General features: G+C 61.6%; 11 protein-coding genes. 8 read left to right on the top strand and 3 right to left on the bottom strand.

What is annotated here, in order from left to right; translation table 11 throughout:
• Window positions 1-13: 13 nt before the first annotated feature.
• The 8 genes from mreC (at window position 14) to tldD (ending at window position 10,219) form a co-directional block, all read left to right on the top strand.
• Complete coding sequence (gene mreC / locus AB5Y85_RS06615; RefSeq protein ID WP_005340053.1) at window positions 14-904, top strand: rod shape-determining protein MreC; 891 nt, start codon at window positions 14-16, stop codon at window positions 902-904.
• Window positions 904-1,389: a rod shape-determining protein MreD gene (mreD, locus tag AB5Y85_RS06610; protein WP_005340054.1), complete on the top strand. Its 486-nt coding sequence runs from the start codon at window positions 904-906 to the stop codon at window positions 1,387-1,389. Before mreC ends, mreD begins: the two co-directional genes overlap by 1 nt.
• A gap of 2 nt (window positions 1,390-1,391) precedes the next feature.
• The gene (locus tag AB5Y85_RS06605; RefSeq protein WP_005340055.1) at window positions 1,392-1,979 is read left to right on the top strand and encodes a nucleoside triphosphate pyrophosphatase; all 588 of its coding nucleotides are present in this window, start codon (window positions 1,392-1,394) and stop codon (window positions 1,977-1,979) included.
• Window positions 1,980-2,074: 95 nt separating this feature from the next.
• Window positions 2,075-3,544 carry a ribonuclease G gene (gene rng, locus AB5Y85_RS06600; protein WP_005340056.1) on the top strand — a complete coding sequence of 490 codons (1,470 nt, stop codon included), beginning with the start codon at window positions 2,075-2,077 and terminating at the stop codon, window positions 3,542-3,544.
• A complete protein-coding gene (locus AB5Y85_RS06595) occupies window positions 3,545-7,438 on the top strand; it encodes a YhdP family protein (protein WP_257687241.1) in 3,894 nt (1,297 codons plus the stop codon).
• A gap of 34 nt (window positions 7,439-7,472) precedes the next feature.
• Window positions 7,473-7,793: a Dabb family protein gene (locus AB5Y85_RS06590; protein WP_236272301.1), complete on the top strand. Its 321-nt coding sequence runs from the start codon at window positions 7,473-7,475 to the stop codon at window positions 7,791-7,793.
• A gap of 25 nt (window positions 7,794-7,818) precedes the next feature.
• On the top strand, window positions 7,819-8,637 hold the full coding sequence (locus AB5Y85_RS06585; protein WP_236272302.1) for a carbon-nitrogen hydrolase family protein: 819 nt from the start codon (window positions 7,819-7,821) through the stop codon (window positions 8,635-8,637).
• A 133-nt stretch (window positions 8,638-8,770) separates the two neighbouring features.
• The gene (tldD, locus tag AB5Y85_RS06580) at window positions 8,771-10,219 is read left to right on the top strand and encodes a metalloprotease TldD (RefSeq protein WP_026035085.1); all 1,449 of its coding nucleotides are present in this window, start codon (window positions 8,771-8,773) and stop codon (window positions 10,217-10,219) included.
• A 132-nt stretch (window positions 10,220-10,351) separates the two neighbouring features.
• Here tldD and AB5Y85_RS06575 read toward each other — a convergent pair whose 3' ends face one another.
• From AB5Y85_RS06575 to AB5Y85_RS06565, 3 genes are all read right to left on the bottom strand, one after another.
• Entirely contained in the window at window positions 10,352-10,555 is a 204-nt protein-coding gene (locus AB5Y85_RS06575) for a hypothetical protein (RefSeq protein ID WP_005340062.1), read from the bottom strand.
• A gap of 159 nt (window positions 10,556-10,714) precedes the next feature.
• Window positions 10,715-11,437: a MarC family NAAT transporter gene (locus AB5Y85_RS06570; RefSeq protein ID WP_236381783.1), complete on the bottom strand. Its 723-nt coding sequence runs from the start codon at window positions 11,435-11,437 to the stop codon at window positions 10,715-10,717.
• Window positions 11,438-11,575: 138 nt separating this feature from the next.
• Window positions 11,576-12,895, bottom strand: a complete 1,320-nt coding sequence (locus AB5Y85_RS06565; protein WP_368221286.1) for an MFS transporter — start codon at window positions 12,893-12,895, stop codon at window positions 11,576-11,578.
• Window positions 12,896-13,002 lie beyond the last annotated feature (107 nt).

Below are 13,002 nucleotides of genomic sequence, written 5' to 3'. Positions count from 1 at the left end.
TTTTTGACGACCCATGAAACCCATTTTTGGTAGAGGCCCTTCGCTTCAGTTACGGTTGTTTCTCGCCGTCATCATCTCCATCGCTGCCATCGTCGCGGATTCCCGCTTCGGTGTGTTTACCCATGTCCGCGTCTACCTCAGTTCGTTAGTCAGTCCCCTGCAATACATGGCCAATGCGCCGGGTACCCTGCTCGACACCATGTCGACCCAGGTGCAGACCCGCGCCGATCTCATCGAGCAGACCAAACAGCAGGAGCAGCAACTGTTCACTCTGCGGGCCCGTCTGCTCAAAATGGATCAGCTGGAACACGAGAACCAGCGGCTGCGTGAGCTGCTGGGTTCGCCGGTGCACAAGGAGTCCCGCAAGATGGTGGCCGAGCTGCTGTCAGTGGATTCCGACCCCTTCAGCCATCAGGTGCTGATCAACAAGGGGGCGCTGGATGGCGTCTACAACGGTCAGGCGGTGATCAACGATCAGGGCGTGATTGGTCAGGTGCTCCATGTGGGCTCCACCACCAGTCGCGTGCTGCTGATCACCGACTCCAGTCATGGTATTCCGGTGCGGGTGCTGCGCAACGACTTGCGCGCCATTGCCTCCGGCAGTGGCGAGCTCGACAAGCTTGAGCTGCGCAACCTGCCGCGCAATACCGATATTCAGGTGGGTGATCTGCTGGTTACCTCGGGTCTGGGTGGCCGCTTCCCGGAAGGTTATCCGGTGGCGACTGTGACCCGCTCCGAGTATGTGGAGGGCAAGCCCTTCGCTCAGGTCGAGGCCAAGCCGCTGGTGGAGCTGGACAGACTGCGCTATCTGCTGTTGCTGTGGACCGACAAGAAGCCTGAAGTACATGATGAGGATGGCGAACGGGCGGCTCCCGCTGCGTCCGCCGCAGGAGCCACCCGCTGATGCTAGAACCCGCCAGCGGCAGGATCTGGATCTGGATCTCGATCCTGCTGGCCTTGAGCCTGTCGATCCTGCCGCTTCCTTTCGAATTTGACCCCTTCCGCCCGGACTGGCTGGCCATGGTGCTCATCTACTGGGCGCTGGCCTTGCCGCACCGGACCAACGTCGGCACCGCCTGGGTGGCGGGCCTGCTGCTGGATGTGCTGCTTGGCAGCACCCTCGGCGTGCGGGCGATGGCGATGGCCATTACCACCTATCTGGCGGCCTTCCAGTTCCAGAAGATCCGCAACTTCTCCCTCTGGCAGCAGGCACTGATCATCGGTGGCCTCTCGCTGGTGGGTAAAATGACGGTATTCTGGGCCGAGCATCTGTTCAGCCAGGCCAGCCTCAACTTCTCCTACTTTTGGTCGACGTTGACGACGATGCTAATATGGCCCTGGGTGTTTCTGGTGCTGCGCAAGGTGCGGCGCCGCTTCAATATCAGGTAAATATGAACAAAAACAACGAACCACAACTCTATCTCGCCTCGGCTTCTCCCCGTCGCCGTGAACTGCTGACCCAGATTGGCTACCGCTTCGAGGTGCTGAAACTGGATGTGCCCGAGCAGCGGGAAGAGGGTGAAAAGGCGCAGGATTATGTCTGCCGCCTCGCCCGTGACAAGGCGATGGCGGGCGTGGCGTGTGCGCCGACGGCGTTGCCGGTGCTGGGTGCCGACACCATAGTGGTGCTGGGCGACCGGGTACTGGAGAAACCGTCCGATCTGCTGGATGCCAAAGATATGCTGGAGTCCCTCTCCGGCAAGGTGCATCAGGTGATGACGGCGGTGGCGCTGGCCAGCAAGGATCGTTGTGACGTGCGTCTGGTCACCACCAACGTGGCGTTTCGCAAGCTGGACGAGGCCGAGATCGAGGCCTACTGGCAGACCGGTGAGCCCTGTGACAAGGCCGGGGCTTATGGCATTCAGGGTATTGCCGGCAAGTTTGTCAGCCGCATAGAAGGGAGCTATAGCGCCGTGGTCGGCCTGCCCCTGCTGGAGACAGACCTGCTGATCAAGCATCATCTGGAACAGCTCAAATAATTTCCCGTCAGCTGTGCTCTGCTGCGTTTCTTCCTTGCGCGCGTTGTACCGGATTGGCTCTATAGAATTCAAAACTGGAACAGGCAAGGTTACTTATGTCGGTAGAACTGCTGGTTAACGTTACCCCCTCCGAAACCCGGGTCGCTCTGGTCGAAAACGGTCTGCTGCAGGAAGTGCATGTAGAGCGTCAGGCCAAGCGCGGCATTGTCGGCAATATCTACAAAGGCAAGATCAGTCGGGTACTCCCGGGTATGCAGGCGGCCTTCGTCGATATCGGCATGGACAAGGCAGCTTTTTTGCACGCCTCTGATATCGTCCCTCACACCGAGTGTGTGGCGGTGAAGGAGAAGGAGCAGTTTCAGGTCGGCAACATCGCCGAGTTGGTGCGTCAGGGGCAGGACATCATGGTGCAGGTGGTGAAAGATCCACTGGGTACCAAGGGTGCCCGTCTCACTACCGATATCACCCTGCCATCCCGCTATCTGGTCTTTATGCCGGGCAGCGCCCACGTCGGTGTCTCCCAACGTATCGAGTCCGAAGCGGAACGGGAGCGCCTCAAGCGCACCGTAGCTGGCTATGTGGACGAGCTGGGTGGCTACATCATCCGCACCGCCGCCGAAGGGGTGGGGGAGCAGGAGCTGGAGCAGGATGCAGCCTTCCTGAAACGCCTGTGGCGCAAGATCCTCGAGCGCAAGCAGAAGTATCCACCCTGCAAGATCCTCTACGAGGATCCCAGTCTGGCATTTCGAGTGGTGCGCGACTTTGTCGGTGCCGAGCTCGACAAGATCCGCGTTGACTCGCGCCAGAGCTTCGATCAGCTCAAGCGCTTCACCGAAGAGTACGTGCCTGAGCTGGCCAGCAAGCTGGAGTATTACCCCGGCGAGTCGCCTATCTTCGATCTCTACGACGTGGAGAACGAGATCCAGCGGGCGCTGGAACGCAAGGTAGAGCTGAAATCCGGCGGCTACCTCATCATCGACCAGACCGAAGCCATGACCACGGTGGATATCAACACCGGCGCCTTTGTCGGCCATCGCAATCTGGAAGAGACCATCTTCAACACCAACGTCGAGGCGACGGCGGCCATTGCCCGTCATCTGCGACTGCGCAATCTCGGCGGCATCATCATCATCGACTTCATCGACATGCAGTCCGAGGATCACCGCCGTCGGGTGCTGCACAGTCTGGAGCAGGCGCTGTCAAAGGATCGCGCCAAGACCAACGTCAACGGCTTCTCCCAGCTCGGTCTGGTGGAGATGACCCGCAAGCGCACCCGCGAGAGCCTGGAGCACGTGCTCTGCTCCGAGTGCCCCGAGTGCAAGGGGCGCGGCCGGGTCAAGACGGTGGAGTCGGTCTGCTTCGAGATCCTGCGGGAGATCATCCGGGTCAATCGCGCCTACGATGCGGATCAGTTCACCGTCTACGCGGCCCCGGCCGTGGCCGACTACCTCCATGGCGAGGAGTCCCACAGTCTGGCGGAGCTGGAAGTGTTCATCGGCAAGCAGGTGCGGGTAGTGAGCGAACCCCTCTGTGGTCAGGAGCAGTTCGACGTGGTGATGATGTAATTGGTCTATCGCTGGCTGAGTCGGGGCTGGTTGGCCCTGGGGGTCCTGTTCGTACTGATGGCCATGCTGGTCACTTTGGTACGGGTCGGGGGCCCTTTGCTGAATCAATACCGGGAGAGTCTGATCCACACTCTGCTGGGTGATTCGCAGCTCAAGGTCAGCGTGGAGCAAGTGGGGCTGGACTGGACACAATCCGGCCCGGCCCTCGAACTGCAGCAACTCGCCATCGCCCCGGATTCGGGGCGTTTTGCCGTACAGCTCGGCAAAGCCTGGGTGCATCTCGACTTCTGGCGCACCATTAACGAGCTCAAGCCGGTGTTTGGCGAGCTGATCCTGAGCGATGGCGATATCACCATCGACTTGCGCCAACCGGCTGACGACAGCCCCTCCGGCGATCCCCAGCAGGGCGCCCTGCTGCGCTTTCTGCTGACCCAGCTCTCTACCTTCGATGTGCACAACACCCGCCTCAGCGTCACCACCTCCCTCGGTGATCTGCGCGCCCTCGACATCGCCCAACTGCGCTGGCAGAACCGTGGCAAGCGCCATCACGGGGTCGGCAAGGCTTACCTCATCAACGGGGTGGGCGAGAGCACCCTCGATCTTATTCTGGATGTGGACGCCCCGACGGCCCAGCTCGATCGCCTCAAGGGGCAACTCTATCTGGGGGCCCGCCAGCTCGATATCACCCCGACCCTGGCCAAAATCCATGCGGGCGAACCCAAGGTTGCCGGTCAGCTCGACTTCCAGCTCTGGAGCGAGTTTGACAGCGGCAAGCTGGGCAATACCCTGCTGGCGTTTGGCAACAACTACCTGATCTGGAAGGATCCCAAGAAAGGGGATATGCACCATTTCGGCCTCGATGGTGGCAAGATCCAGCTGCGCCGTGAGGGTACCGACTGGCAGCTGGCCAGCCACAACGTCACCTTCAAGCTGGATGGCAAACCCTGGTTGCAGAGCCGCTTGCAACTGGAACGGATCGGGGATCGGGTGCAGGGCTATCTGCCCAGTATTGAGTTCGACAAGATCACCCAGATCAGTCAGCTGGTCTCGGCGCTCTACCCCACACTCTGCGAGACCCTGCGCCAGACCAATCCGCAGGGTTCGTTGCAGGATCTGACGCTGCTGGCCAACGCCGACTGGCAGGGTCTCTCCCTCAGTGGCCGCTTCAGCAAGGTGCGCCTCAAGGCGTGGCAGGATATACCCGGGATGCAGGATTTCAACGGCGAGTTCTGGCTTACCCCGACCGGCGGTAGCGCCAGATTGGCGCTGGCGAACGACAAGGTGGATCCCGCCCGTCACTTCAAGATGCCGATCCCGGTCGACAACTTCTCGGCCCGCCTCGACTGGTGGCACGAGGAACAGGGCTGGGTGCTCTACGGGCAGGATATCGCGCTGGATAACCCGGATCTGACCCTGGCCAGCCGTTTCCGCCTCGATCTGTTCGAGCACCCTTTCCTGGCCCTGACCGGCCGCATCGATGTGAAGAATGCGGGCCATGCGGATCGCTACTTCCCGCTGCAGGCGATGGACAAGGGGCTGGTGGATTACCTGAGCGGCGCCATCAAGGGGGGCAAGGCCAAGGGGGCTGACCTGCTCTGGTATGGGGAGTTTCGGGATTTCCCCTACGACAACGGCAAGGGCATCTTCCAGGTGGCGGTGCCGCTGGAGCAGGCCACCTACGAGTTCTTCCCCGGTTGGCAACCGCTTACCGACCTGCAGATCGACCTGTTGTTCCAGAATGCTGGTCTCGATATGCGCAGCCGCTCCACCAAACTCGGCAAGGTGAGCTCCGACTCGGTGCATGCCTGGATCCCGGATCTCTCCCCCGGCGCCCACCTCTATGTGGATGCCAAGGTGCAGGGGGAGGGCCAGGCCATCAGCGACTACCTGCAGGACTCCCCGCTGGGCAGTTCGGTGGGACAGGCGCTGCGGGAGATCGAGATCCGTGGCCCGATGGCCGGTTCGGTCAAGCTCGATATTCCTCTCGATGGCGAGAGCGAGGTCAAGGCGAGTGGCGATGCCACCTTCAGCAACAACAAGGTGCGGGTCGCCAGTCTGGATCTGCCGCTGGAGAAGGTGCAGGGGCGCCTTGAATATGACAACCAGCAGACCCGTTTCAACAACCTCAAGGCGAGCCTGTGGAACCAGCCGCTGACCCTCGACTATCAGGGGCGCCAGCATCCGGATCACTATCAGGTCGACCTCGATTTCAAGGGGCAGTGGGATAGCCGCCGCCAACCCGCCGCCATCTCTTCATACGGCATTCTCAACGGTCGCAGTAACTGGGGCGGCAAGCTCGGGTTGACCTTGCCCGAGAGCAAGCCGTTCAGCTTCCAGCTGGCGCTCGACTCCAACCTGCAGGGGATGGGGCTGGATCTGCCGCTGCCACTGGCCAAGAGCAGTGCCAGCCGGCTGCCGCTCAAGGTGATCGCTCGTGGCCGGGATGGCAGCGCCGACATTCGTGCCGTGCTGGGGGCTGATGTGGATATGCAGACCCGACTGGTCTACGGCGAAGGGGTGCCTTATCTCAGTCGGGTGCGGGTCGATGTGGGTCAGCCGGGCGCCCGGGTAATGCGCGATGCCCCCATGCTGCTTGCCATCAACCAGCAGGAGGCCGATGTGGGTGGCTGGCTGGCGCGACTCAAGCAGTGGCTGCCAGCGCAGAACCAGACTGGCAATGCGGTGGTTGGCCCGGCCTTCCTGCCGCAGGAGTGGTGGGTGGATGGACAGCTGGCTCGCGCCTATATCGGCAGTGCCACCCTCAAGGCGGCGCGTTTCACCGTGGGGCCGACCAATCAGGCTACCGAAGTGATGATCGACAGCCCCGATGTGATGGGGGTGATCCGCCTGCCTGCAGTAGCCAATCGTCCGGTGGATGCCAAGTTTGCCCGCATCTACTGGTCTGGCAAGAGTTCGGATCTCAGCCCGGATCCCGATGCCAAGCAGGACAACGCCATCATGGCATCCATCCCCTGGTTGAAAGTGAGCTGCGTCGATTGCCGCTTTGGCGAGCTACCTCTTGGTGAAGTGAAAGGGGAGCTGGTGCCCGGCGCCAACAAGGTGACACTCAAGGGGCTGGATGTGCGGCTGGCGGGGAGTCAGCTCACCGGCAGCGTCGACTGGCTGGCCGATGGCAACCGGATGCAGACCCGCGCCCGTGGCAAGCTGATCAGCAACAACAGCGAGCTGCTGCTCAAGCGGCTCGGCTACACCTCCCCCATCGGCGATGCCCCCGGCTCCCTCGCTTTTGATCTGAACTGGCAGGATGTGCCCTATCGCCCGAGCCTGCCGACTCTGGGGGGCAGTGCCAACTATCAGCTGGAGGGCGGCACCCTGCGCGAGGTCAACGACAAGGGGGCGCGGCTGCTCTCTCTGCTCAGTCTCGACTCCCTGCTGCGCAAGCTGCGGCTCGATTTTCGCGATGTGTTCGACAAGGGCTTCTACTTCGAATCCATGTCCGCCTCTGCCACCATCAAGCAGGGGCAGGTAAGCAACGATGATTTCTATATGAAGGGGGCGGCAGGCAACCTGCGCGGCGAGGGGATCGCCGATCTGGTGGGCTGGCAGCTCGACTACGAGCTGAGCTTCTCCCCCAATCTGGGGGGCACCCTGCCGGTGGTGGCGGCCTTCTCCATCACGCCGGTCACGGGTCTCTATGTGCTGGCCCTCTCCAAACTGCTGGAGCCGGTGGTGGATGTGGTGACCCGCATCGATTTTCGCATCTCGGGCCCGCTAGACGCACCCAAGCTGATCGAGGCGGGGCGAGATCGCGCGCGCATCAAGCTCAACCAGCAGCAGAAAGAGGCGGTTGACGCCGTTGCCCCCGGCCTGCCGACCCAAGAGGTGACCCCTTTCCTGCTGAGCCCCAAACACGCGGGGCCTGCTCAGCGCTGAACGAGCGGCCCGGCACCATCACAAGGAGTGAGCCATGATCCGACATATCCTGCTGATCGCCTTCAAGCCGGACACCCAGCCTGCCCGGATAGATGCGGTGCGTACCGCCTTTCTCGCCATTCCCCATCAGGTCAGCGGCGTGACCGCCGTGGAGTGGGGTCGGGATGACAGCCCGGAGGGGCGGGCCGATGGGTTTACCCACAGCGTACTGATGACCTTCGCCGACGAAGCGGCCCGCCAGCGCTATCTGCCCCATCCTGATCACGATGCCCTCAAGGCCATCTTTCGCCCAGTGCTGGCGCGAATCATTGTACTGGATTACACCCTGCAGGCGGGGGATGCTGTCACCGTCTGATGGCCCAAGCGACAAGGAGAACGTCATGTGGTTAGCCGCAATACAGCTGGTATCTGGCCGTCACTGGCAGGATAACCGGGAGCAGATCGCCGCCGAGCTGGCGGCCTTGCCCAAAGAGCGGCCGCTGCTGGTGCTGCTGCCGGAGAACTTCGCCCTGTTTGGCGAACGACAGGGCTATCTGGATGGTGCCGAGGCCATAGGTGAGGGCCCGATCCAGCAGCAACTGGCTGAATGGGCCCGCGATTACGGCATCTGGCTGGTGGCCGGGGCTATGCCGACAAGAATGCCGACCACCATCGCCGATTCCGACCATATTCACACCAGCTCGCTGGTGTTTGACCCAAGCGGTGAGCTCAGGGGCTACTACCACAAGATCCACCTGTTCGACGTGGATGTGGCGGACAATCACGGTCGCTACCGTGAGTCGGAGACCTTCAGCCCGGGGGAGGCGCCTGTGTTGGTGGACTCCCCCTTTGGTCCCCTCGGCCTCTCGATCTGTTATGATCTGCGCTTTCCCGAGCTCTACCGCCAGTTGGCCCGTGCCGGTGCCCGCGTACTGCTGGTGCCTGCCGCCTTTACCGCCGTGACCGGCGAGGCGCACTGGGAGCCGCTGCTGCGGGCCCGCGCCATCGAAAACCAGTGTTACGTAGTCGCTGCCAATCAGGGCGGCACTCACGAGATAGGGCGCCAGACCTGGGGCCACAGCATGGTGATCGACCCCTGGGGTCGGGTGCTGGCGAGCAAAGAGTCCGGGCGCGGCACAGTGCTGGCGAAGATGGAACCCGGGCTTATCGATGAATTGAAACGCACCATGCCAGTGCTGCAACACGCCCGTTTGCTCTGATGGTGTGGTGAAAAATTGAAACGCAGCCGTTTGCCCGTGCTGGAGCATGCCCGTTTGTTGTGATGGTGTGGCTTGTTGCCAACCCGTCGGCAAGACGATTTAAAACAGCTCGTTACGAGAGTGGAGAAGAAGATTGAGTCTATTGAGCCAGGTTAGTGCCTCCCTGTTGGCCCCGAACGATCTCGACGAAGGGCGCCTGCAGCAGTTGCTCGGCAGCCTGATGAGCCATCAGGTCGAGTTCGGCGATCTCTATTTCCAGCGCAGCTGGCACGAGTCCTGGATGCTGGAAGATGGCATCGTCAAGGATGGCAGCTACAACATCGATCAGGGGGTCGGGGTGCGCGCCGTCAGCGGCGAGAAGACCGGCTTCGCCTACTCGGACGAGCTGAGCCTGCTGGCGCTGCAACAGTCGGTGACTGCCGCTCGCGGCATCGCCGCAGCAGGTGCTCACGGCAAGGTGAAGGCGTGGGCCCGCACCGAAGCGAACCTGCTCTATCCGGCCATGGATCCGCTGCAGACCCTCGACAAGCATCAGAAGATCGCCCTGCTGGAGCAGATGGACAAGTTCGCCAGAAGTCTGGATCCCGCCATCAATCAGGTGATGGCCTCCATCAGCGGCGTCTACGAAGAGGTGCTGGTGGCCGCCACCGACGGCACCCTGGCCGCGGATGTGCGTCCGCTGGTGCGTCTGTCGGTGACCGTGATTGCCGAGAAGGGCGATCGCCGCGAGCGTGGCAGTGCCGGTGGCGGTGGTCGCTTTGGTTACGACTGGTTCCTCGAACTGGACGGGCTGGAGAGCCGCGCCTTTGGCTATGTGCGCGAGGCGGTGCGTCAGGCACTGGTCAATCTGGAAGCCATCGACGCGCCAGCCGGCACCATGCCGGTGGTACTGGGCTCCGGCTGGCCCGGCGTGCTGCTGCACGAGGCGGTGGGCCACGGTCTGGAGGGGGATTTCAACCGCAAGGGATCTTCCGCATTTGCTGGCCGCATCGGCGAGCAGGTGGCCTCCAAGCACTGTACCATCGTCGATGATGGCACCCTGCCGGGTCGGCGCGGCTCCGTCTCCATCGATGACGAGGGGACACCGGGTGGCTACAACGTGCTGATCGAGAACGGCATCCTCAAGGGTTACCTGCAGGACAAGCAGAACGCCCGTCTGATGGGCGTGCCACTCACCGGCAACGGGCGCCGCGAATCCTACGCCGCCATGCCGATGCCGCGCATGACTAACACCTACATGCTGGCGGGCCAGTATGATCCGGCGGAGATCATCGCTTCGGTGAAGAAGGGCATTTATGCCCCCAACTTCGGTGGCGGTCAGGTGGACATCACCTCCGGCAAGTTTGTCTTCTCCGCCTCCGAGGCCTACCTCATCGAGGATGGCAAGATCACCGCTCCCATCAAGGGGGCGACCCTGATCGGCAACGGCCCCGAAGCGATGAGCCAGGTCTCCATGGTGGGTAGCGATCTTGCGCTGGATCGCGGGGTTGGCATCTGCGGCAAGGAGGGGCAGAGCGTGCCGGTCGGTGTCGGCCAACCCACCCTCAAACTGGATCAGCTCACCGTGGGTGGCACTTCGTAGGTTTGGGTTAGCCGCGCAGCGGCGTAACCCGATGAATTCAAACCCTGGCTCTTGCCGGGGTTTTGCTATTCAGGGAACCACAGGCAACAAAAAGCCCCGGTCGTTGGACCGGGGCTGGCGGGTTATTCGGTATCAGTTGACGGATATGGCGCGGGCGTCGATGAAATAGCGAGCGTTACCCTGTTTGTCGATCTGGATTTTGGCTACCAGCTGCTCTTGATCTTTATATTCCCAGCGTTGCTCAATCTTGGCGAGGGATGGGCTCGCAATCCCAACCACGTTCAGGTACTCGTGAAACAGGCTATGGCTCCCTATTTCGGTCAGCATCTTGTCCATCTGCATACTCTCCTGAAGTTGAGTGGGTATTCATCAACAAACCTATCAGCGTCCATCTGAATAAAGTCTGTATGAAAAACAAACTAACTCATTTGTGTGTCAATAACATGATCAGGAACAAGATCAGTGCAGATCGTCAGGGACTTTTTGATACCGTTTTCAATCAGAGCCGGTGGGCTTCTGCGGCAACTGATCAAACGTGCCGGAAGCCTGCGGTAGTGTCGGCGCGGTTTGCACGGTCTGGCCGCCGTGGAAGACCGGATCCTGTGCCACTTCCTTGATGCCGTTGATGCAAAACTGCATACCCATGCAGACCAGCAGGAAGCCCATGATACGGGTCATGGCATCGATGCCGGTGGCGCCCAGGATCTTGCAGACCGGATCCGCCAGCTTCAATACTCCCCAGCTGATCAGGCTCATCAGGGCAAACGCCGTTACCACACCGGCGTAGATGGTGAGGCGGTTGTACTCGTCAGGCAGTTCGGCAATCTGGGCGGCACCGCTTATTACCAGCGCCATGGTGCCCGGCCCGCACATGCTGGGCATGGTGAGCGGTACGAAGGCAATGCTCTGGTTTATATCGACCCCGCTCTGCTGGCTGGGGGCGGGGAACAGCATGCGAAAGCCGATAAAGCCGATGATGAGGCCACCGGCCAGGCGCAAGCCCGGAATGGAGATCCCGAACAGATCCAGGATCGAGGATCCGATAAAGAAGGTGATGCAGAGGGTGCAGAACAGATAGATGGCAGCCAGATTGACCTGACGGCGCACGTGTTCGCGCGACATCCCCTTGCTCAGTCCCAGCAGCAGGGTGGCCGTGGTGGGCGGGTTGACCATGGGCAGCAGCGCCAGCAAGGTGAGTAATACGACCTGAAAGAACATCTTGAGCCTCGGATAAAGAGTTGGGAGCCATGGGGCGATGCGGGTGGCAGGCCCCAGAGGGAGGCTATCTTATGCTGGCGAAACTGAACATAAGCAGTACAAAAAAGCCCCGGCAGATGCCGAGGCTTGTTGTTCGGGTCAGGCCGCTTGCGGTGCTTGCTGTTGCCGGATGGCCCGTTGCTGGAACCAGAGCCAGAGACCGATGGCGAAACCCAGCACCGACAGGCTCACCACATAGTGGGAGGGGGCCAGCATGTCGCTCTTCATCCAGAGGGTCACCGCCATCGGGGTGAGGCCGCCGAAGATGGCGTAGGCCACGTTGTAGGAGAATGACAGGCCCGAGAAGCGCACCACCGGCGGGAAGGCGTTGACCATCACGTAAGGCACGGCGCCGACAATCCCGACCGCAAAGCCTGCCAGCATGTAGAGCGGCACCAGCTGGCTCGTACCGGCCGCCAGACCGTGATAGAAGGCGTAGCTGGAGCCCGCCAGCAGCAGGGAGCCGAACATGAAGGTGAGACCGCTGCCCAGCAGGTCGATCAGTCGACCATAGACGATGCAGCCGAGGGTCAGGGCCACGATGGCCAGCGAGTTGGCGGTCAGGGCGTCAGCCGGGCTGATGCCATAGACCTTCTGCAGATAGGTGGGGGTCATCAGGATCACCACCACGATACCGGCGGAGAGCAGCCAGGTGAGCAGCATGGAGACTACCACGCTGCTCTTGTGGTTGCGCAGCACCGATTTGAGAGGAAGCTCGTCAGCCAGGGTCTTGTTGGCTTTCATCTCGGCGAAGACCGGGGTTTCGTGCAACCAGCGACGCAGGTACATGGCGACGATGCCGAAGATACCGCCGAGCAGGAAGGGCACTCGCCAGCCCCAGTCACTCACTTCGGCCGGGGTCAGGCTCTTGTTGACCGCAGTGGCGATCAGGGAGCCAAGCAGTATGCCGGCCGTCAATCCCGCCGTGAGCGTGCCGCAGGCGACCCCGACCCGACGGGCAGGGACGTGCTCGGCGACAAATACCCAGGCGCCGGGCACTTCACCGCCGATGGCGGCGCCTTGCAGGAGCCGCAGTCCCAGCAGGGCGATGGGGGCGCCGATGCCGAGCACCGCATAAGTCGGCAGCAGACCGATCAACAGGGTCGGCAGCGCCATCATGATGATGCTGAGGGTGAACATCCGCTTGCGACCGATGAGATCGCCAAAGTGGGCCATGATGATGCCGCCCAGCGGGCGGGCCAGATAACCGGCGGCGAAGATGCCGAAGGTCTGGAACTGGCGCAGCCACTCGGGAATGTCGGCCGGGAAGAACAGCTCGCCGATGACCACGGCGAAGAAGACGAAGATGATGAAGTCGTAAAACTCCAGCGCACCGCCGAGGGCAGCCAGACTCAGGGTTTTGTAATCCTGTCGATTGAGGGGGCGGGCGTGATAGTGTTGTTGTGTGGTCGTGGTCATATCCGTATGTTTCCCATCGGTTTTTTTAGTTATTGTCACCCCGTGCAAGGGGCATATACAGGTGATCGAGAGTATGCTGCCTGCCTCTTGTGTGTAAATCGCGCAAT

The organism is Aeromonas sp. R3-1 (assembly GCF_040908345.1).
GTDB lineage: Bacteria > Pseudomonadota > Gammaproteobacteria > Enterobacterales > Aeromonadaceae > Aeromonas > Aeromonas veronii.
The sequence above is the reverse complement of the archived record's forward strand: the minus strand, read 5'-3'. Positions and strand labels throughout refer to the sequence as shown.